The organism is Defluviimonas salinarum, from assembly GCF_026013545.1.
Lineage (GTDB): Bacteria > Pseudomonadota > Alphaproteobacteria > Rhodobacterales > Rhodobacteraceae > Albidovulum > Albidovulum salinarum.
This window is the reverse complement of sequence record NZ_JAPDOG010000005.1, coordinates 207,089-226,823: the sequence shown is the minus strand read 5'-3', so window position 1 is coordinate 226,823 and position 19,735 is coordinate 207,089. Positions and strand designations below refer to the sequence as shown.

General features: G+C 59.7%; 18 protein-coding genes, 1 tRNA gene and 3 pseudogenes. 6 read left to right on the top strand and 16 right to left on the bottom strand.

What is annotated here, in order from left to right:
* The 5 genes from OM960_RS08135 to OM960_RS08115 form a co-directional block, all read right to left on the bottom strand.
* Positions 1-804: a nucleotidyltransferase domain-containing protein gene (locus tag OM960_RS08135; protein ID WP_264771612.1), complete on the bottom strand. Its 804-nt coding sequence runs from the start codon at positions 802-804 to the stop codon at positions 1-3.
* Entirely contained in the window at positions 801-2,201 is a 1,401-nt protein-coding gene (locus OM960_RS08130) for a 3' terminal RNA ribose 2'-O-methyltransferase Hen1 (RefSeq protein WP_264771611.1), read from the bottom strand. Before OM960_RS08130 ends, OM960_RS08135 begins: the two co-directional genes overlap by 4 nt.
* Positions 2,202-2,914: 713 nt before the next feature.
* The gene (locus OM960_RS08125; protein ID WP_264771610.1) at positions 2,915-4,450 is read right to left on the bottom strand and encodes a hypothetical protein; all 1,536 of its coding nucleotides are present in this window, start codon (positions 4,448-4,450) and stop codon (positions 2,915-2,917) included.
* On the bottom strand, positions 4,447-5,994 hold the full coding sequence (locus OM960_RS08120) for a hypothetical protein (RefSeq protein ID WP_264771609.1): 1,548 nt from the start codon (positions 5,992-5,994) through the stop codon (positions 4,447-4,449). Before OM960_RS08120 ends, OM960_RS08125 begins: the two co-directional genes overlap by 4 nt.
* 1,026 nt (positions 5,995-7,020) lie before the next feature.
* Positions 7,021-7,305, bottom strand: a complete 285-nt coding sequence (locus tag OM960_RS08115; protein ID WP_264771608.1) for a hypothetical protein — start codon at positions 7,303-7,305, stop codon at positions 7,021-7,023.
* Between the two features lie 116 nt (positions 7,306-7,421).
* Between OM960_RS08115 and OM960_RS08110 the strand changes: the two genes are divergently transcribed.
* Both OM960_RS08110 and OM960_RS08105 read left to right on the top strand, forming a co-directional pair.
* Positions 7,422-7,703: a hypothetical protein gene (locus OM960_RS08110; RefSeq protein WP_263339394.1), complete on the top strand. Its 282-nt coding sequence runs from the start codon at positions 7,422-7,424 to the stop codon at positions 7,701-7,703.
* Positions 7,678-8,213: pseudogene (locus tag OM960_RS08105) on the top strand (RNA 2'-phosphotransferase). The gene OM960_RS08110 and the pseudogene OM960_RS08105 overlap by 26 nt, the downstream one beginning before the upstream one ends.
* Before the next feature lie 18 nt (positions 8,214-8,231).
* On the opposite strand, the gene OM960_RS08100 reads toward OM960_RS08105, so the two are convergent.
* Together OM960_RS08100 and OM960_RS08095 are read right to left on the bottom strand one after the other, a co-directional pair.
* Positions 8,232-8,825 carry a hypothetical protein gene (locus OM960_RS08100; RefSeq protein ID WP_264771606.1) on the bottom strand — a complete coding sequence of 198 codons (594 nt, stop codon included), beginning with the start codon at positions 8,823-8,825 and terminating at the stop codon, positions 8,232-8,234.
* A pseudogene (locus tag OM960_RS08095) lies at positions 8,826-9,286 on the bottom strand (sigma 54-interacting transcriptional regulator); the annotation flags it as partial.
* Positions 9,287-9,412: 126 nt separating this feature from the next.
* On the opposite strand from OM960_RS08095, the pseudogene OM960_RS08090 reads away from it, so the two are divergent.
* A pseudogene (locus OM960_RS08090) lies at positions 9,413-9,916 on the top strand (IS21 family transposase); the annotation flags it as partial.
* 612 nt (positions 9,917-10,528) lie between these two features.
* Here OM960_RS08090 and socB read toward each other — a convergent pair.
* The 3 genes from socB to OM960_RS08075 all read right to left on the bottom strand — a co-directional run bounded on the left by socB (position 10,529) and on the right by OM960_RS08075 (position 11,934).
* Entirely contained in the window at positions 10,529-11,245 is a 717-nt protein-coding gene (gene socB / locus OM960_RS08085) for a type VI toxin-antitoxin system SocB family DNA replication inhibitor toxin (protein WP_264771605.1), read from the bottom strand.
* A complete protein-coding gene (gene socA / locus OM960_RS08080; RefSeq protein WP_264771604.1) occupies positions 11,223-11,735 on the bottom strand; it encodes a type VI toxin-antitoxin system SocA family antitoxin in 513 nt (170 codons plus the stop codon). The genes socB and socA overlap by 23 nt, the downstream gene beginning before the upstream one ends.
* Positions 11,736-11,858: 123 nt before the next feature.
* A tRNA-Thr gene (locus tag OM960_RS08075) sits at positions 11,859-11,934 on the bottom strand.
* Positions 11,935-12,016: 82 nt separating this feature from the next.
* Between OM960_RS08075 and OM960_RS08070 the strand changes: the two genes are divergently transcribed.
* Entirely contained in the window at positions 12,017-12,370 is a 354-nt protein-coding gene (locus OM960_RS08070; RefSeq protein ID WP_264771603.1) for a hypothetical protein, read from the top strand.
* 118 nt (positions 12,371-12,488) lie between these two features.
* On the top strand, positions 12,489-13,676 hold the full coding sequence (locus OM960_RS08065) for a phospholipase D family protein (protein ID WP_264771602.1): 1,188 nt from the start codon (positions 12,489-12,491) through the stop codon (positions 13,674-13,676).
* 4 nt (positions 13,677-13,680) lie between these two features.
* Here OM960_RS08065 and OM960_RS08060 read toward each other — a convergent pair whose 3' ends face one another.
* The gene (locus OM960_RS08060; protein ID WP_264771601.1) at positions 13,681-15,057 is read right to left on the bottom strand and encodes a DNA adenine methylase; all 1,377 of its coding nucleotides are present in this window, start codon (positions 15,055-15,057) and stop codon (positions 13,681-13,683) included.
* A gap of 106 nt (positions 15,058-15,163) precedes the next feature.
* Between OM960_RS08060 and OM960_RS08055 the strand changes: the two genes are divergently transcribed.
* Positions 15,164-16,297, top strand: coding sequence for a site-specific DNA-methyltransferase (locus OM960_RS08055; RefSeq protein ID WP_264771600.1), 1,134 nt, complete (start codon positions 15,164-15,166; stop codon positions 16,295-16,297).
* Between the two features lie 38 nt (positions 16,298-16,335).
* On the opposite strand, the gene OM960_RS08050 is transcribed toward OM960_RS08055, so the two are convergent.
* The 5 genes from OM960_RS08050 to OM960_RS08030 all read right to left on the bottom strand — a co-directional run bounded on the left by OM960_RS08050 (position 16,336) and on the right by OM960_RS08030 (position 19,701).
* Positions 16,336-16,830, bottom strand: coding sequence for a hypothetical protein (locus OM960_RS08050; RefSeq protein ID WP_264771599.1), 495 nt, complete (start codon positions 16,828-16,830; stop codon positions 16,336-16,338).
* Positions 16,831-16,911: 81 nt separating this feature from the next.
* The gene (locus OM960_RS08045; protein ID WP_264771598.1) at positions 16,912-17,622 is read right to left on the bottom strand and encodes a hypothetical protein; all 711 of its coding nucleotides are present in this window, start codon (positions 17,620-17,622) and stop codon (positions 16,912-16,914) included.
* Complete coding sequence (locus OM960_RS08040) at positions 17,612-18,385, bottom strand: terminase large subunit domain-containing protein (RefSeq protein ID WP_264771597.1); 774 nt, start codon at positions 18,383-18,385, stop codon at positions 17,612-17,614. The genes OM960_RS08045 and OM960_RS08040 overlap by 11 nt, the downstream gene beginning before the upstream one ends.
* Positions 18,382-18,807 carry a hypothetical protein gene (locus OM960_RS08035; RefSeq protein WP_264771596.1) on the bottom strand — a complete coding sequence of 142 codons (426 nt, stop codon included), beginning with the start codon at positions 18,805-18,807 and terminating at the stop codon, positions 18,382-18,384. Before OM960_RS08035 ends, OM960_RS08040 begins: the two co-directional genes overlap by 4 nt.
* A 141-nt stretch (positions 18,808-18,948) precedes the next feature.
* On the bottom strand, positions 18,949-19,701 hold the full coding sequence (locus tag OM960_RS08030) for a hypothetical protein (protein ID WP_264771595.1): 753 nt from the start codon (positions 19,699-19,701) through the stop codon (positions 18,949-18,951).
* Positions 19,702-19,735: the final 34 nt, after the last annotated feature.

Genomic DNA, 19,735 nt, shown 5'->3' with positions numbered 1-19,735 from the left:
TCAGTCCCCTTCGACAAGCCTGCGGAACAAGGCCGTCGCCGCGTCGCGGTGATCCCCTCTCGCCGGATCCTCGGTTGCGGTCCGGGCCAGTTCGAATTCCGACTGGATCAGGTGGTCGATCTCCGCGATCCGGGCACCGGTGCCGATTTCTTTGGCCATCGCCTTCGCCTCGAGCAGGTCTGCGATCCGGCCGGTTGTCTCCCGGTCGAGGTCGAGCCCCTCGATCAGCGCCTGCAGGTTCATCGGCGGGAGCCGATCGGGTTGCAGACGCAGCCAGCGCAGGGCCAGTGCGGGGCGCAGGATGTAGAAGTACTTCTTGAAGTTGACCTCCTCCGCATCGCCCACATGTTTGCGCCATTGGCCTTCGCCGAGGCTCAGGTAGTGGTAGCGGCAGGCGATCTGGTGCGTGATCCGTTCGGCCAGTCCATGCAGCGCCGTGCAGGCCGGTTCGTTCCAGCGATAGCGGATCGGGCCCGACAGCCATTCCAGCATCACGGGGTTGGGCTTCAGGAGCAGGTTCAGTGCCTTGCGCAGGTCCCAACCGGCGATGTCCAGCTCGTCCGAGATCGGCAGTTCGATCACGTCGCGGCCCGGGGTGAGCGACAAATACCAGTCGCGCCGGTTCACATAGACAAACCGCGCATCGTAGTCGCTGTCGGGCGAGGGAAACCCCCAGGCCCGGCTGCCGCTTTCGACCGCGAAGAGGATGCGGACGTCGTGGTCGCGCTCGATCTCGTCAAGCTTTGCCGAAATGGCGGCGTGGACGGTCTGGTCGATTGAAGGAACGAAGGCCGGAAGGGTCATGCAGCGCCCTCCCGTGTGAAGACACACATCTGCGACGGCGCGCCGTGGGTGGCATCCTCCGGGCCAAGGGGCCGAATGTCGGTCGCGTAGCCATGGGTCGCCGCGACACGGCCCGCCCAGTTGGCGAACTCGGTGCGGGTCCACTCGAATCGGTGGTCGCCGTGACGGAGCGTGCCAGGCGCCATGCCTTCGAACAGCACATTGTAGTCGCGGTTCGGGGTCGAGACCACGACCATCCCCGGCCGCGCATCGCCGAAGAGCGACAGTTCCAGCGCGGCAAGGCGCGGCGGGTCGATATGTTCGATGACCTCCACGAGCGTCGCCGCGTCGAACCCCTGCCAGCGGCGGTCGCCATAGGTCAGGCTGCCGAGCTGAAGCTGGACCCGCTCGCGCAACCGGTCGCCGGCCTCGTCGAGATGCAGCCGCCGGGCCGCGGTTTCGAGCGTGCGGACCGACGGGTCGACGCCGAGGACGCGCTCGATCCCGCGCTCCCGGATCAGGCGGCGGATCAGTTTTCCCTCGCCACAGCCAAGATCGAGGACGGTGCGCGCCCCGGCCGCAAGGATCGCGTCCCGCACCGTATCGAGACGCAGGTCATGGAGCCGGATCGGCTTTTCCAGCTTTTCCTCGCCAGTATCCGCCGCGCTCTCTTCCTCGACCTCCTCGTCGATCGTTTCCGACAGCCGCTCCAGCGCCTGTTCGACGAGGCTCCGGCGATGCTTCAGGGCCCGGCGGGCGATCAGTTCCTTCGCCGGATGCGATGGCAGCCAGTCGCCACCCTTGGCCAGGAGCTTCTCGATCTCGGCCTTGTCGATCCAGTAGTGCTTGGCGTTGTCGAGCACAGGAACGAGAACATAGAGGTGATTGAGGATCTTGCTCAGCCTGGCGGTGATCGTGAGATCGAGGTCAAAGACTGCCCGCCGGCCGGTATCGTCAAGCGTCTTCGCGTCGAATTCGTAGCCGAGCGGACTGAAGAGTTCCTCGATCACGTCGATCCCACCGGACACCGCGACGGGCGCGATGCGGATGCGGAACGGCAGCGCCCGATCGGCAAGCGACTGCCGGTCCTTCGACTTGCCCGACATCGTCTGCCCGATCACGCGTCCGAGCGCGACCGACAGGAGCGAATTCGCCGCATAAGGGCGATCGTTCACATACTGCGCAAGGAGGCCATCCGATTGTTCGTTCTTCCCCCGCACCAGCGCAACAGGATCGACATCAAGATAGATGACGGCGCGGGCCTCGGCCTCGGACACCTTCGGGAAGAAGATGCTGACCTTGCCCTGGGCCGTATCACGTTCGTGCAGATGCCCGGGATGCTTGTGCAGGAGGAAGCCCAGATCGCTGGCCGCGTAGTCGCTGCCTTCGGGGGCGTAAAGGGTGAGTTCCAACTGCATTCTTCAACTCGCAACTGCGGTCCGGGCAGATAACGGGATCACCGGCAGGCATTCAAGAGGATGAAGGCATCTGAAGATCGGCCATTTGAAGCTTCTTGAAGCTCAAATGCGCATCGGATCGGCGCCGTGACCCAGACGCGGAACATGCTGTCGGTTCTGGACTGCCAGCTTCGCCTCGCACCACGCGCTGGGAAAACCGGTCGCCTTCCGTCACGGGAGATCATCCGGCAACATCACCGGGAGAACCGGGCAGTCAAGCCGTACACGTCCGGAGACCGCCGGGATCCGTTACTGAACTCGTGGGAGATCAGGATCGGTGGGTGACAGCGTGACTGAGGTGGCCGGATCCGCGGGTCCGGCCGATTTGGGAAGAACCGGCAATTCCGGAGACGCCCCCCCGAGAAGATTGGTTCGATTTGACTTTTCCGGAAAAAGAAAGTCTGGTATGGTTTTTCCAATTGGTATCAATGTTTTGGCGCCACCTGAAGTGCGCAAGATATCAGGCCAATAGCGAAATGTTATGCGCAAAACGCGCGCAATGTTTTGGGCTATGACTATCCGGAAAGCCTAACTAATCCGTAGGCTGCCGCGAACGATTACGCGCACCCCTACAGCGAGTGTGGGTCCTATCGCGACCGAGTTCTGCGGTCGCGTGGATGCTGGTCCCGATCGGGTGGCCTGGTTCAGGGGCCAACAGCCGGTCTTCGCCGGGATCATTTCCAAGGCAGCGTCACCTTTGCATAAGGGGTGACGTGATACTGCAACGCCGACAGTCGCGCGCCGGCGACTTCCGGACAGGCACTGGAGCCAGCGGCCAACACCTCGGCTCCGTGCTCGACGGGTGGGTTCGTCGGGTCGCAAAGCGACCCAACTGAAGAGGCTCTTTTGCAAAGCGCATCCAGCAGGCGAACCGAGTGCAGCATCGGGCATGGGAGAGACACCAGCGCCTCGGCAACCCCTTCTTCGGCACTGTCCGCTTCATTGGCGGCGCGCCAGGCGCGATCCAACTGTTTGAATGTGATGACCAGCTGAGCGATGCTCTGCCCGGAATGGGCGATCGCGTTATCATGAAAGACGATCGCCGCCGCGACGCCCCAGGCTGGCCGGTCCGCGATGGCCAGTTTGCTGCCCAGTTGCCAGAGCGCGCCGTCATTTTCGCCATGAACCATGGCGGCCTCCCAGGCCGTGCGGGCAAGGGCGAGATCTGCGGCATCTCCACTGTCTTGATATGCCTCCAGGTGAAGCTGCGCCTCGATGCGTCGCAAGGACGGGTCGAACGGGTTGTCGGGCGCCAGTGCGGCAATATGGGCAAGGACCAAGTCTGATGTTTTTGCGCGCAAATCGGAACGCATGGTGAGCGAGGCGATCTGGTCAGCGATGATCACATAGGTTTGGAGGTCCGTCGTCGCGGGCAGCGCGCTGTGGTGCCATGCGATCAACTGGTCGGGCTGCCAAGTGGTCGGGTTCTCGGCAAATACAGCGTGTTTGGCGCGCGCCCAGTCAAGCTCCGGGTCGTCGATCTGCTTCAACGCCTCGGCCGCCGCCGCGTACACATCTCCGACAAGACTATGGCGCATGGCCGCTTCGACCACGCACCTGTCGACGCCGTAGTCGGCAATCAACCGCACAAGTGAAAAGCACAAGCCGACCGCGGTCCGCTCGCGATCGGGAGACCATCCCTGGGTCGCTGCGATAATGATCCGGATGCTTTCGGCCTCCGGCGCTGACGCCATCATGAGGTCGAGCATCTCGCCGAACCTGCCTGGATCCGGAAACGCTTCACCCAAGCGGAACCAGGCATCCTGGGCGGGCGTATAGTCATCCGAAAGCGCGAGCGCCTCGCCGATGAGACGTCTGGCGTCTTCCCTTGCCGCGCTCCAGGCCGCCAAGCCGAACGGCGAAACCGGTTCGTGATAGCGTCTTTCCAGGTTGCCGGCCGCTTCCAATATCTTGATCGTGCGCCATGCTGCGGCCGTCGCGGCATAGACCGACTCCGGGTAGCTTTCTTTCCAGCGCATGATCACCGCTCCCCGTTCAGGATGCGTGGTCTCAATCAGGTGCGCATGCACGTCGCGGAGAGTTCGTGCGCTACCGCCTTTACGCTGCTCGTCGTGAAGGGCGCCCAGCGTTTGCTCCAGTCCCTGTATGTCACCGGCATCGAGAAGAGCGCGTACCTGCTCAACAGGTTCCTGCGCCAGAGACGGCTGCGCAAGCGCGAGGAGCAGCAAGGTCAGTGCAGAACGGATCATAGGTCACCTGAGAGGAAGTGCGAAACGGGTACCGGCTCGAATGCGAGTTCCTCGATCGGTGCTGTCCGCTCCCAAGCGCAGGCATCGGCGCTGGTCATGATGCGTTTAACCCCCATCGTGTCCTCAGTATTCCAAGCGGAGCCGTCGCAACCAGGATCGTCCGGCCGGTAGTCGCAGATATGTTCGTAAAGCCGCTGCGCGCGAAACATCGGGCACAGCACGACACCGTCGCCCAAATCCGACAATGTCGCCCAGGGTGGGAGCGGGTCGGATTCGCTCGCCAGTTTGTGCATCTGGCGGAGATAAACGAGATAGGATCCGAGCTCGGCAGGGCTATGATTGCTGTAGTAGATCTGATTGACCTTGTAGGGTCCGATCAGTGCGGGCCTGGCCGAATTCCCTTGATAGCCTTCCAGTCGCTCGCCCGCCCTCCAGGTCTCAGGCAGGTAGGCTCCGTGGACCAGCATCGCGCGCCACAGCTCGTTCGCTTCTTCCATCTGGTCGGGCCCGTCGCCTGGCCGCACCAAGTCGAACATCGAGGTTAGAATTCGGCCGAGGATACGATAGTTCTGCGGATCGTCCGGAAGCCGTTCTCTGAGTGTTTCCAGCAATGCCTCTTCGGCTTCGATCTCGAAGAAAGGCTGCTTGAACAGGAACGCAATCGTGCGCAGGGAGCTGTCGAAGTGGTCGATTGACACGTTGGGCCCCAGCGTAGCCATAAGGATCCGCATGGACTCTTCGGCCGCTTCTGGCTTTTCGCGCCATTCATTCAAGTATGCGTTCGCCCGAGCAAAGTCGAGAAAGTCGTCGTCACTCTGCTCAAGTGCCGCGAGTGCGCGTTGCCTCAGCTCGCCGCCATGTCTGCTGCCGAACGTAATGTAGATCAGGCAAGCTTCTTCATCGAACTCGGCAAGCCGGTCGATCGCATCCTTGCAGAGACTGAGTTGCTCTCCGAACCCGCCGCCCCACATTGGCGAGAGAGCCGCCAGCCCGAGCGTTAGGGTGTGGCGATCTGGCGCGACATCGAGCGCGTGATCAACAATCGCGGGCACCATGGCTTGGCCACCAAGGTACTGGGCGAGAACGATCGACAGATCGAGCGCCGGCACGAAGTTCGGATCCTCGGATAGAGCACGCCTGACCATGTCCTTCGACAGAAAAAGCTCTTCGCGATGTGCCGCCATGGCCTCACGAGATGTCCGCCCAACGAACTGCGTCCCCCGGTACAAGTCCGCACGGTGGAAGTGTGTCCAGGCAAGGGCGGCCGCGGCAAAGGGCGAGTCCGGATATGCTGCGAGCCAGGCCCCTTGCTGCGCGAAGCGGTCGCTATTCGCCGTTACAAACAACGCCCCATAGAAATCGCGCAATTCGGAGAAGTCGCGCGTCTCAAGCGCCGTTTCACTCAATCCACCGATGATGGATTCGACTGTCGCGAAATCACCCGCCGCCAGACCTTGACGCGCGTCATTAACCGATGTCTGAGCCCCCGCCGGTGCGGTAACAAGTAAAAGTACCAAAATGGCGATTGAATGAAATCGCTCCACAATTACCTCGCGAACGCACTCACCACTACTCGCCTCAAAAGCTCCGATTGAATCGTGGCAAATGTGTGGCGGCAGCGAGGGACGTTCGCCAGGGCGTTGTTGCCAATTCGCGCTTTAGGCGTGACTTCCCCTTTCCCCGATCCGGTCAGGCCACGCGGACGATTTCGGCGGTGCGGAAGCCTCCCGGGAACCGTGGATGATACAGCCAGCTACATGCGGTCGGTTCCTGACCTGCTCCTCGATTGGCCAGCAGGCTTCGGCAGGGAAGTGATAAGGCGCTGGAAGCACTCTTCGAGGAAGGGACAGACAGCATCGCAGCGCCTTGGCCGATGGTATCAGCAACTCTTCTCGTTCTCCGGCCCCGCATGCGAAGGTGCTGCAGGAGCGTGTTGTGTCGACGGTCGCCACGAACTTCGGGAACCCCTATGCGCAGAGGGGAAACATCCTCGACGAGCGCTGGATTTCAGCCGCCGAAGCGGCTCGGCGCCTGGGTGTACGAGCCGAGCGGGCTGTCGCCGCCGTCGCGGCGTACCTCGCCAGCGCAAAGCGGTTGGGGTGCCTTGCTGATATGCGCTCCGGGGTGCGAAAGGCGGACATTCGCTGCCGAGATTACGAACGGCCGAATTGGTGTCGTCTGCAGACTGGCGGCTGATAATGTGGGATCTCAAAAAGGGCGCACCCGCTAATACTGAGCGTCCGCTATGGATACCGGCGAGCGAAGCCGCGAGGCAGATTGGTATCCGCGCGGAGCGTCTTGTTTCGGCGGTGTCGGCGCGAGGTCGAGGGTCGCGTGTCCCGGAAGGGGATCGGCCATCGCCATAGCTCGGTGCGCGAGTCCGTCATTCGGGAGATTCAGGTCAACCGGCGTGATTATCTCACTGGTCTCGAAACGGGCGAGATGCTTGGCCTGTCGAAGAACCAGTTTCGGCTCTTTGTGGCCGCCGGACTGCACCAGTCCTACGCTCCATCCGATCGCCCGGCGTTGACCGATGGCCCCTATCGTCGGTCCGAGATCCGTACGCTCGTCTACCGGATCATCGGGCGCGCGCAACCGTCCGATGACGACACGATCGCTTCCACGAGATCAATCTGCGTCGCACGACGGACCGAAAGGCGATCCTGGCCGCCGACAATGCCATCGCGACGGGGAAACTGCGCTGCGTACCGCCGAGGGAGATCGCACGCCTCGGTGATCTCCGTTTTCCCGCGCGCGATGCGCTCGCTATTACGACATCGGTTTCTCGGCATGTCATCCTGACCGCCAACGATGTTGCTGCGGCGATCGGTTGCAAGGCGCAGTGCGTTGCGCATCGGTGCAAGGAAGGTCTCTTTGCCGCAGACTGCCGGGAAACAGCGGGCAAGATCACATTCGCGCCCTCACCGGATTCCTGTCACGCTACACCCCGCTTTCCGTTCTGGCGCGGCAGATGTCGACGTCTTCACAGCATCTGAAGAAGCGGTTGATCGATGCGGGCCTCGTACTGCCCGGCAGTTTCCTCGACGGCGCCGTTCGCAGGGGGCCACCTTGTGAGAATCGTCGATCTGACGAAGTCTATGACCGCGCAAGCGGTGAGCAAAGGGAGCATGCGATGCTGCCCTTGTCGGCTGCTATCGTGGCGCATCGCGCAAAACTCCCGCAATGGGTGGTCACAGACCTGACCGTCAAGCGTCAGGAGCAGCATTGTGAGCCGGGACAGCAGATTTCTTAGCCCGATCTTGCGGCATGCACCGGAGCGGATCGGCCTGCAACTCGACAAGAACGGGTGGGTGTCGATCGACAGTTTGTTACGCGATATGAAGCAGTCTGGACAGCCGCTTACGAGAGGGCCGCTCGATGAGATCATTACGACGAGTGACAAGCAGCGTTTCACGATGTCTGACGACGGTTTGAGGTCAAGGGCTGCCCAAGGTCATTCGATCAAGGTCGATCTCGATCTGCCGCCCGCAGAGCCTCCGGAGGTTCTCTGTCGCGGAACCGCGCGGGCAAATCTCGACCGGATCATTGCCGAGGCTTGCTGCCGGGGCAGCGGCGTCATGTCCACCTGTCACTCGACCCCGAGACCGCCGGCGCCGTCGGGCGGCCTCATGGCAAGCCCACGGTATCACGTGTAGAGGCCGGCAGGATGCATCGAGACGGCCGTGTATTCTTCCTGGCCGACAACGGCGTCTGGCTCACTGGAAATGTTCCGGCGGTGTACCTGACGTTCGGGATCGCATGAGGTCGACAACGCGCAGGTTCATCCGATCAGCGTCGCCCATTCCAGGCCGAAGCGCTGAAGATACTTCCTGAGGCGGTCGGCGTCGTTTGTAGTCTTGCGTTGCTTGCGCGAGACGGAGAACAGTTGACGGCCGGCATCGCTCAGGCTGGAGGAGCGTCGGCAAGTGCGGACAACTTCCGAAAGCTGCACGCGGTCGAAAGGGTCGATGGCGGCTGCGGCGTCACCGAGGATATCTGCGAGCAGGCGATAATCGTCGTCCGCATCGGCACCCTGCCAGCCCTCCCGGAGGCCCTCAATCTCCTCCTCGACCATTGCGCGGGTGATCCGGCCGCGCGGGGCGAGGGTGCAGAGCCGGCGGATCGAACTGCCGAAGTCGCGGAAATTGCCGGGCCAGAGCGTGGCGGGATCGCGGGCAAAGCGCAGGTATAGGTCGCGCGCATCGGTGTTGAACCCGACCTGCGCGGCAAGCTCGCGTTCGGCACGAGCGAGTTCGTAGATCAGGTTCGCCTCGATATCCTCGCGACGCTCTCGCAGGGCGGGCAAGCGAAAGCGCCACATGTTGAGCCGCGCCAGAAGGTCGGGGCGGAACCGGCCCTCGGCCGTCAGCCGCACCGGATCGCGGCTGGTGCCGGCGATGACCTGGAAGCGGCTCGTGACTTCGTGATCGGAACCGAGCGATAGTAACGCCCAGTCTCGATCGCATGGAGAAGGGCGGCCTGTTCGTCCATCCCCAGTTCGTCGATCTCGTCGAGAAAGAGCACTCCACCGCTCGCCTCGTGCAGAAGCCCGCCGCGCTCGCTCCCCGCCTGCCCGGTATGGCTACGCCTTTGCCCGAAGAGCGTCGCCAGCGCCAAGCTGCCGCGCAGGGTGGCGCAGTTGATCTGCACAAGACGCCCATTCACCCGCCGCCTTTGCAGCTTCAGTTCGTAGATCCGCTGCGCCAGTTCGGTCTTACCGGTGCCGCTTTCGCCTAATAGCAGGATCGGCGCATCGGACGTGCCCGCGACCAGTTCGGTCCGGTCGATGACAGCGTTGTAGGCCGGGCTCTTCGTCTCGATCCCGCCTTTCAGCAAGTCGCTGTATTCTGTGGATCAGCATGCAAAATTGACTCCCATCTTGGGGTGATCGGCGTCCAAAAGTGACCCCCCTGATATTTCTGATCAGAAGCTTCCTCAAAGACATGAGGGAGCAGTCAGGGGATGTTGGTTGTGGAGACGATCGCGAAGATCAGGCGCGCGCATTTCGTCGAGGGCAAGTCGATCAAGCAGATCTGCCGCGAGTTGCGGTTGTCGCGGAACACGGTGCGGAAAGTCATCAGATCGGGCGCGACCGAGTTCACCTATGACCGCACGACGCAGCCGCGTCCGAAGATCGATCCCTGGCGGTCCGAACTGGATGACATGCTGGCCGAGAATGCCCGACGGCCGAAGCGGGAACGCCTGACGCTGATCCGGGTCTACGAGGAGCTGCGCAACCGCGGCTACGGCGGCGGTTATGATGCGGTGCGGCGCTACGCGGCCAGGTGGTCGAAGGCGACACAGGAGGCGTCGGCCAGCGCCTATGTACCGCTCATCTTCGATCCGGGCGAAGCCTACCAGTTCGATTGGAGCCATGAGATCGTGATCCTCGACGGCGTGACCACGACGGTCAAGGTCGCCCATGTCCGTCTCTGCCACAGCCGTATGCCGTTTGTGCGGGCCTACACAAACGTTGGGAAAGCTTAGAAGAACGTAACCTACTGGATTACCGTTGATCGCCCTGCCGCCTCAAATAGTCGAGGTTAATTGATCCTCCTCCACGTAGAGGTCGTCCTCCGATTGATGCCCGAAATTCCGCCCAGCGCCGAGGTTGAGGCTCTTTGTTTTGGCGTTGCGAATCTGACAACTGACGCCGCGTTGGCGCGGCTGCTCGCGCCCGCCGCTCAGAATCTTCTTCCTGTTCGACGATGCGATCGTTGGGACTTGGACTAAGATCACATGCTTGGAAAGATGTGCGAGCAGACCTCCTCGATCACCATCAAGCAAGCGAACACAGAGAAGAATGACTGGCGTAACTTCCTCTCGTCCGTTTGCTCAACTGGAATCCGAGCACGTTGTTCAATCACCAAAAGGTGGACCAAAAGGTGGACTGAGAAAATCAAAAGCCACGCAACTGTTTGATGTTGCGTGGCTTTTGTCTGGTAACTGGTGCCGGTGAAGGGACTCGAACCCCCGACCCCATCATTACGAATGACAGGGGCTGGACGCCAACCGCCTTGATAAATCAGTGTTTTCTCTAGGCCGTCTGCCTCGTTGCAAGGATGTTGCAAGACCGCATCAGATCAGCGGGCCGGTCCCTGTCGCACGACCGCGCGCCTTCCGCTCGCGTTCTTCTAGCACTTCGCGCCACATCTCATAGGTTGAAGCCACCATCTGCTCCAATTCCTCGCGGGAGTAGAGTTCGACGCCCTCGTCCGTGTGAAGCCTGACTGCGCGTCGATCATCGGACGGGTCGCCAAACTGGACGATGGTCAACCGCACGTCGGCAAAGTCCTCGTCAGCCGCCCGGATGCGCTCGTGCATCATCGAGAAGGCGAACCGGCGACCCTCAGCGGTCAAGCCTCTGGTGCGGCGCGGTTCAATGAACAGGGCGCTTGCCTGCTCGTCGATGGCGAGGATCATGGGGAGCCAGAGGGTGATCTTCTGCCCCATGCCCATCGACAGGGGGAAGAACTCTTGCTTCCGCCCATAGACCCGGCCAGACGCCGCAAAGTCGTGCAGGCCCAGCGCAACGCGCCGGTTGTAAGTGAACTCCTCATCCGACCGGCTGCGCTTGCGCAACTCGGCCTCGATCACGGGCCACGGCGTCGGCTCGGCTGGACCCAAGTCGAGATCGGGCTGGATGTTGAAGATGTCAGAGAAGCAGCCGCGCACCGGCTTATAGGAGAAGGTCGAGAAACCGCCCTTCATCTGCTCCAAGCTCTTGCGCTTCATGTCATCGCGCTGGGGCGCGATGCGCGCAAGGTCAATGTCAGGCAAAAGGCGTGTCGTCACTAGGCGGTTCTCCTGCACGAGGATTTGTGCCGACCGACACCTTATGGTGGCGGAATCGGTCGATGATCACATCATCCGGTATCCGCATCCCAAAAGCAACATCTGTTCGCGCTTTGTCCACCACCACCGACCAAGGCGAGTCCTTCGCGTGCGACAGATCGACAAGCCGTCCGGGTGGGAGGTGCCCGTAGGACCGCATTACGTCAGACACGAGGTCGATGATTTCCATGTCTGTCGGCTTTGGCAGGTCGCGCGTCTTGCCGGTCAGCGGGTCTTTCGCGACCGCCCGGTTGATGATCGGCGCAGCACCCGACGGCTTGAAGGCTCGATAGACGGCAGGATGCACGGGACCGTACTGCCATGCCTCGAAGTAGCCCGACACGAGCGGGCGCTTCGTCTTGGTCAGGTGGATGCCGTGAGCGAAGTAGAGCAGCTTCTGGAGGGCAAGGTTCGTGATTGTCCAGCCGCGCCGATCCGCCTCGTCGAGCATGAGGTTCGCGATTGCCCTCGGATCGTATGGCCCGCTCATGACCTCATGCCTGCCGCCCTCGAAGTTCCACTTTTGTTCGGCATCATGCCGCACAACGGGGTGATTTGGCAACGGCATGATGGATGGTGCCCCAAGACGGACTCGAACCGCCGACCTACTATTTACGAAACAGTTGCTCTACCAGCTGAGCTATTGGGGCCTCGCGTCGGATCGTTTAATCGACCGAGCGCAGACGTGCAACAGCAATTGAACGCTGTTGCTCGCTCTGCTACCACTTTGTCATGGCAGACAATAACCGCGGACGAGACATTGGCAAGCTGCGCGTTCACGCACCTATGGAGCGTGACCCTGTCAGCCTGTCCGAAGCGGAGGCCGCCGCCGAACGGAAGCGGATGCTTGATCTGCGCACCGTGCTGCGCAAGCTGGAGCCGGACATTCGTCGTCACTCGGCCCTTTTCGACTCGGGAACGGTCAAGACGCAGAAGGACCATGACAAGCTGCGCGACTTGGTCCTGCGTGCCATCAGCCTCGGTGGTGAAGACAAGCTGCCGGTCGCGCTGCTCGACGAGGTCGGCTTGAAGTCCGAACCTAATCCGACAGTCCAAGTGGAAGACGATGGCAAGGCACCGTTCTAGACGGAGGCTTTTGACTTTGTCGAATCTTCGGTGATTCCGGGCGTAGCGCGCTGTAACCCCTTGCTCGAAGCTACACCTTTAAGGATAGTTGACCCCCAAGGGCCATAGGGGGAATCCTGTGAGATATTTGAATAGCAGCACAAAGAATGCTGAAGACGCTTTGGGTCATTGGGTTCAGGCAGAACAACCTCAAGAAATTACTGCGCTGCGCATTGCGTCAGGCTATTTTAAGATCAATGGTCTGAGCGCCTTCAAGGCGATAGTCGACAAACTGACATCCTCTGCTGGCGAGCTAACTGCCGTTTTGGGCGCGAATGAAAAGGATACTCTGATCTCGGACATTGAGGCGCTTATAGACCTAGTGAAGCACCCTCGACCACATTCCAAGATTGCATTGATTGGTTTCTCAAATGCTCTTTTTCACCCAAAGATCTACCATCTAACCCGCACTGACGGCAGTCAATTTGCTTATGTTGGCTCCGCCAACCTCACCCCTCCCGGCATCACAGGGCTGAATATCGAAGCTGGGTTACTGCTCGACACAAGGAGTGGTGACAGTGCGGGGACGCTTTCTGAAATCGCTTCATCTATTGATTGTTGGTTTGAGGAACCCCTTTTGGGCGCTGCGAATATTATTGGAGGAAAGGCTGACCTTGCACAGCTCGTCACCGACGGGTTGCTAGGTGTGACACCACCACCTAGGACAAGTTCCGGCGGTGCGGCAAGTGGCACATCAAAACGGCCCTCGCTGAAACCCCTCATTTCGCCTACGGCAATAGTCTCAGCAAAAACGTCCTCCGCACCGTCCCAGCCTGCCGCACAATCGAGCCCCGTAGCGGCAGGTTCTACTCCGGCTACAGCACCAGCAATTCTGGACGTACTGATTGCCGAGGTGGGAAAAGGTGATCGCTGGAAGCAAGCGAACTTTCCGAAGCAAATCATGGAAGATTACTTCGGGGTTGATCCACTAGCGAACGAACACATAAATCTGATCCCGATCAATAATGCTGGAGTTGCGTCCCCGCCAGTCGACACTCAAGTAGTTCACGTCAAGAGCGTAAATTTCAGAATTGAGCTAACTTCAGTATCTGGCGTTGCCTATCCAGCCATTGGAAAACCGATTGTTGTGTTCCGTAAAGTTAGTGCGAAGAATTTCCGATACCACGTCTATATGCCGGGAGACACCAGTCACGCAGATCTAGATGCCTTTCTTGGTGCAAATTACTCAGGTCCGGGCCACCACCTAAAGCGCGTTGCAACACAAAAAGCCACTCTAGACTCGATGGTCCCTCCTGTGAATGTGTGACAACCTATTTGCAAAGAAGCAGAAATTCAGCCTCCCTTGCGATCTCCTTGTTCAGGTCGCTTCGGTTTAGCCTAGAGTGAAAAAACTCTCCCACCGAAACCAACTCAACTTTCGCGTAGTATCTTCCTGCAATTTCCTCGACCGCCCCCATTTCCATAACCCGTGGGTGCGCGTCCTTCTCTGCGGCGTAAGGAGAGTAGGAGACGACGATTGGCATATCTTTCTTTGCTACCCCTGAGAACAACTCATCGAAGGCCTCAGGAGCTTGGCTTCGGATGCAGAACGGCGATTGGTGTCGATCCTCCCGATACGCCCCGCGACTTGGGCTTGTCTTGCCTCGCACTGTGTTGGAGGAAATAGCGGGATCATCACGAAGAGCCATCGTCTCTAACACATGATAAAACCGGCTGTAATGGTCGCGGGTGTAAGGGGGGTCCGCATAGACAACACCGCCGTCAAATGCCGTGCTAGCCATGAAATCTCTGTAGTCAGACCTGATCGCGATACTGCTATCAGCAGCATTGGGTTGTGAAGCGTACTTTTCAATAGAGTTCGTGTATGCGCTCAATGTGCTGCGGAGCCGGTCTCTCATTGCGAGATTAACAAGCCCTGGCTTAATGGACCCTAGTTTACTGCGAGGTCTTATCGGCTGCGCAAACTGCTTTCCGACTGTATTGACCAATTCGCTGGCACTTGAAAGTGCGGCAGCAACAAGGGTTTCCCGCTCCAACTTTTCGGAACTGTGAGCGAAAGCTAGAATTACATCGAGGTCCGCAGCCTGTCGATACGAGAAATATATCCCACCAAAGTGCCGCAGAACCATGGATGCTTGTGGATCATGACCTGTCAACGCTGAGATTCGCTTTTTTGCCTCGTGGAAGGCTTTGCGAACAAACTTGTTGGCAATTTCAGTATTGGCGGTCATAAGTGACCCGGCTTCTATCATGTCAGCTAGAAGCAACGCGTCACCCCGTGACGCCTGATCAATTGCCTCTACTTCCAGTTCAATCAATGGTGCTGCCGCAAAATGCACCCCAAATGATTCCGAGGAGTCCGTCAGATCTTGAATGTCGCGTTTGACTGACTGCGTGTCGACTTGAGCAGGATGCAGAAGTGCACTACAGATTATGCGCGAGTATTCCTGAATGTCTACTGCTGTAACTGGCCTCGTATTTGCTAACCATCTTGAAACGGTGCCGGAACCCGCGAAAAGGTCGTAGACCCTAGCATTAGGCTCAGAAACAGCGTCGAGCGCCTCTCCGATGCTTGCGAGCGCCCGAAGCTTGCTCCCCAAGTAGTGGATGGGACGCCAAGGTTCGCCGCTGGCGGGCACCGTGGGTGTATCACGAGGCGTGGCTGTCGCCACGGAAGCCGGTTTCATGTTGTTCGATTCTCGACCATTGTGTAGGCCAACAACGTAGACGAGGCAGCCGAGAAGCCCAAGCCCTCTTCTCGGTGCCCAACGCGCCGGTTTGATTGGAGAAATGATGCCCGCCCTAGCCCTTTCCCTCACATCAGACGGCTCTTTGCTGGAGGTCCCGGACCTGAGACTCGGTAGCAAGGGACCAGAGTCGATACTGTTTCACGGCGACAACGACGCAGTGCTCGATGAGGTTAGCCCCACGTTTGATGGAACCGTCAAATGCATCTACATTGATCCGCCCTACAACAATATGGAGTCCTATACCCACTACGACGATAGGGACGATCACGGCGAGTGGATTGAGCGTTTGACTCGGCATGTCGAGCGATTGAAGCCGTTATTGCGTGACGACGGCAGCATTTGGATTTCAATCGACGACCGGCAGGTTCACTATCTGAAAGTTGCCCTCGACGGCGTCTTCGGTAGGGAAAACTTTGTCTCAACGATCATCTGGGAGCACCGGAAAACCCGAGAAAGTCGTCGTGTGTTTTCCAACAATCATGAGTATTTGCTGGTCTACGCAAGAAACGCTTTGGCCTTCAAGAAATCCCGGAATCGCTTACCTTACGACTCTGAGGTATTAAAGCGGTTCAAGAACCCTGACAATGACCCAAGGGGCCTTTGGCAATCCATTTCCCTCAATGTTCAAGCGGGACATGCGACCGCTGGTCAGTTCTATGAGATTGTTTCGCCCAAAGGCAAAAGACATTCGCCGCCGCATGGCCGCTGCTGGATGTATACCGCAGAGAGAGTTCGCGAACTTGTTGCAGAGAACCGCATCTACTTTGGAGCAAAGGGCGATGCGGTACCACGACTTAAGAGGTTTCTTTCCGAAATCGACGGCGGCTTGACCCCACACACTTTATGGAGAGCCGATGAAGTCGGCACGACGGATTCGGCTAAGAAGCACACCATCAGCATGTTTCCCGATCTTTCCGTTTTCGATACACCAAAACCCGAGGAATTGATTGATAGGGTTTTCACTATTGCGACGAATCCGGGCGATCTCGTTCTTGATAGCTTTTTGGGGTCCGGCACTTCTGGTGTGGTGGCCTTACGCAAAGGCCTGCGCTTTGTTGGCATTGAACAGGGCGCCCATGTCATGACGCATTGTCATGCCAGAATCAAAAGGGAGTATCGGCCGTCTGTTGGGCAGGTTCGATTTATGCGGCACTCGAATACCGCGCGAACTGATTGAAGCCAACGCGATTTTCAGCGCTGACTGTCTTACTCTATCTATCGATTGTTTGCCGCCCTTTCGACTTGTCGTAAGCAGGCGGTTACATCTTCCACGCCACCAGCGTTCCAGATCGCATCCCGCAAGAGGAACTTGTAGCTATTTGTATGTTCGATGTAGGTCGACTTCTCGCGAACAACGCTCACCGGAATCAACGCTGCTCGCATAACTTGGTAGTCATCGTCGAAGAGTACCGCCGCGAGAATGTCGAAACCATCGAGATCACGGATGGCAGAAAGTTGCCGCGACCCATTGCGTCGGTGAATACGTCGCCCCTTGATCTGAAAGCGAGTCCCATCATCGCCCTTGGCGTCAAAGGATTTAGCGGAATTGCTTTCCTGCACCCAGCCAAAAGAGGTGCAAAACAAATACTCGGCCAAGTCGCCAGTTGGGTTGTTCGCTGATCGGAGCACATTGCGCTCGCGCAATTCCTCCATGATCGCCGCGTGCAGGGCGAGCAATTCAGAGATACTCTTGGATTGAAGGTCGCGCATCGGCCCGGAACGTAGCAAATTCCCCCGGGTGTGGCAGCCCTATTTGCGAGAGGTTCGGCCTCGGGTCACCTCCGGCAGGGTTTACCAGAACCCCTGCAACTTCCGCACTTCCATCTGGCGGGGCGCAAGGTGCGTTTCCCCGAGCAGCGCGAGCGCAGCGGCAATCGCCGTATCCGAGTGGTGGCCTTTACCGCCGCCTTGGAGGACCGGGTTCCCTGCGCTCGTGAAGGTCAACTCGAAGGCCGCGATTTCCTGCAACAACTGGTCCCGTCCCGGCAGATCGTGGGCAATGACGCAGGAGCCGTTCTCAATCTGGGTCGCAAGGTTTTCCAGAAGCAGGTTCTTGCTGCATGTCACCTTCGACCCGTCGCGCGTGATCGTCGAGCCAGCCGTGATCGTGACGCCGGTGCAGCGCACAGATGCCTGATGAAAGAGCGACACGACGGGGCCGCCCATGCCGCTTGCGTCGCACAGCAGGTTCCAGTGTTTGAGTTTGCGGAGCCGCGCGACCACCATGTCCACGAGGTCGGTATAGTCCAGGTTCTTCACGGTCTCCGTGTAAACGATGGAGTACTGCGGCTGGGTCAACTTCTGCTCGAAACCCCGGCCCGTGAAATAGGGCTTCGACTCGGCCTTGATGATGCAGAGCGCGGAAGGGTCCGTGTAGCGGCCCACGTCAAGACCCACGGAAAACCGCCTGAAACCGACCGCCTGATACATGGCGACCGCAGGGTCAGCCGAGGATGGCAGGACAAGCGAACCGTCTTCGCGTTCGATGATCTCAGAGGACAAGGGCTTTCTCCGTGTTGTCGGTCGCGCGGGACAAGGTGTCCCATGAAATGAGTTGGGTACCGTTGCCGGATAGAAACTCGCAGAGGTGTTCTTGCCGGAAACGGAAATCGGCCATGAAGCGCCGGTCGTATTCGACCTTCGAGAGAACATCCGGGCGGTTCGAGTCCACGGAGCGGGCGAAGATGATCCGGGCTTTCTTCTCCGAGAACACCTCCCAGAAGAATCCCTGCCGCCCGTTCGGCGTCGAGATCATCAGGGTTCTGCCCGTGCTGCGCCTCATGGGCAGAAGCGCCGTGATCGCCTCATCCTCGTGGAATGCCGCTTCGTCCAGAATCAGCGTGTCGCAGGTCATGCCGCGCGCGTTGTCAGTGGCCGGGATAGAAATGATCCGACCCCCGTTCATCGTCTCGATTTCCGTCTGAACCTGCCTCACGACCTTTGGCGCAAAGGGGTCCGCGTTCTTGAACTCGACAACGCGGCGCAGCAATTCCGTGCTCTGGCGCAGCGACGGGCAGGCAATCAGAACAGTCTTGCCCCTCGTCGCATCATCCCAAGCCAGCGCGGCGATTGCCGTTGACTTGCCGATCTGGCGCGATGCGACGCAGCAGAGCATCGCGTCTTGCGGATCGTTCGCGGGGTCAGAGCGCAGGATTTCCACCTGAAACGGATCAGGAACCCCGATGGCCGCGCGAAACCGTTCGACCGGGTCGAGGCTGACCGTCAGGCCAGCGAGGAAGTCCCGGACGTTCGCGGCAACCGTCATTCGGGCAGGCCCTTCGGATTGACGACTTTCAGCCGCCCCATTTCCGTGAGGAAGTCGGCCTTCGCGTCCGGGTGGCGTTCGAGGACTGCCAGAATCACCCTGCGCAGTTCGAGGAAGGCCGGGCTTTCATGCAGGCCGAACGTGATTTCCACCTTCTTGTTCAGCTTGCCCTGCATCTCGCTCAGCGCCATCAGCGACTGCCGAAGTTCTTTCAGGGTGCCAAGCTGCAAGATGCGGTCTTCGTCACCCTTGGCCGCGTCGAGCAGGGCTTTCAGTTCGCGCAGGACAAACTTGAGGTCTTTATCGGTGTCAGCACCGAGTTCGTTGACGAGGTCCGCGTTCTGCATCGCGGCTGCGATCTTGGAATCGTGCGCCGCGCGGGCGATGATCTCAAGGCGTTCTTCCTCCTTGACGGTCGCCATGTAGCGCCCGACCGACGTGTCAGCGATCCCGAGGTCTTGCGAGACCTTCCACATGGAACGGCGTCCGAGAACAATGTCCCGGACGATCTCGTCACGCTTCGCCTTCGGCAGCAGGTCGATCTTGTGCTTGCCGGCCATCGGTCAGGACTCGTTGCCAGCGTTCGCCGCCTGCTCCATCAGCGTGAACTTCCGCGCCGCGTGTTCCGGCAGGTCTTCGACGTTGCGGAAGGTCTTGACCGTGTAGCCCTCGCGTTCGGCGGCGAGGCGGCGCTGCACTATGCCGCTGCCGGTCTGCATGTCGGCCCGGACATACCGGACGCGCTCGTGCTCGTCGTCGAAGGTGAAGACCGTCGATTTCATGATTTCCGGCTGGCCGGTGTTTCGGCGCGTCGGGTCTTCGCTGGTTTCGATCACGCGCAGGGGCACGCCGCGTTTCTCGGCCTCCTGCTTCGCCGCGCGGTACTTGACCGGGTTTCGGGCGTCCTCGCGGGACAGATAGACGCCGGGTTCGGACTGCGCGCCGCCAAGAATCCAGTTGCCTGCGGCGTCCTGAATGAAACCGGCGTTTTTCATGGTCCGCTCTTTCTCCTGCTTGGAGAGCATGGCCATGAGGTTGTCGAGCGAGGCGTTCGGGTCCGGCTTCTTCGCCTCGGCCAGCTTGCCGAGCAGTTCGTCGTTCTTCTTCTTGATGCCGCCGATTTGCGCTTCCACGGATTCCGCGATCTTCGGCAGGATGGCTTCGATGAGTTTCGGCGCAAGCGCGGCGATCAGGGCTTCGGCGTGCTGGTCGTTTTGGTCGGGCATGTCGGTTCCTCTCTGAACAAAGACGGCGGGCAGTTCCGAGCTTGCCCGCCGTCCTCGTTCACCAGAGAGGGAGCAAGCCTGACCCGCCACAAGGCCACGCTAAGTCCTTGCCGTGGCGTCCAAA

Bases quoted from the DNA above. Each gene is read 5' to 3' on its own strand.
- OM960_RS08135 (WP_264771612.1), bottom strand. From the start codon at position 804: ATGACCCTTCCGGCCTTCGTTCCTTCAATCGACCAGACCGTCCACGCC.
- OM960_RS08130 (WP_264771611.1), bottom strand. From the start codon at position 2,201: ATGCAGTTGGAACTCACCCTTTACGCCCCCGAAGGCAGCGACTACGCG.
- OM960_RS08125 (WP_264771610.1), bottom strand. From the start codon at position 4,450: ATGATCCGTTCTGCACTGACCTTGCTGCTCCTCGCGCTTGCGCAGCCG.
- OM960_RS08115 (WP_264771608.1), bottom strand. From the start codon at position 7,305: ATGCGCAACGCACTGCGCCTTGCAACCGATCGCCGCAGCAACATCGTT.
- OM960_RS08110 (WP_263339394.1), top strand. From the start codon at position 7,422: ATGTCGACGTCTTCACAGCATCTGAAGAAGCGGTTGATCGATGCGGGC.
- socA (WP_264771604.1), bottom strand. From the start codon at position 11,735: ATGCTCGACGAGGCGGATCGGCGCGGCTGGACAATCACGAACCTTGCC.
- OM960_RS08070 (WP_264771603.1), top strand. From the start codon at position 12,017: ATGGCAGACAATAACCGCGGACGAGACATTGGCAAGCTGCGCGTTCAC.
- OM960_RS08060 (WP_264771601.1), bottom strand. From the start codon at position 15,057: ATGAAACCGGCTTCCGTGGCGACAGCCACGCCTCGTGATACACCCACG.
- OM960_RS08055 (WP_264771600.1), top strand. From the start codon at position 15,164: ATGCCCGCCCTAGCCCTTTCCCTCACATCAGACGGCTCTTTGCTGGAG.
- OM960_RS08050 (WP_264771599.1), bottom strand. From the start codon at position 16,830: ATGCGCGACCTTCAATCCAAGAGTATCTCTGAATTGCTCGCCCTGCAC.
- OM960_RS08040 (WP_264771597.1), bottom strand. From the start codon at position 18,385: ATGACGGTTGCCGCGAACGTCCGGGACTTCCTCGCTGGCCTGACGGTC.
- OM960_RS08035 (WP_264771596.1), bottom strand. From the start codon at position 18,807: ATGGCGACCGTCAAGGAGGAAGAACGCCTTGAGATCATCGCCCGCGCG.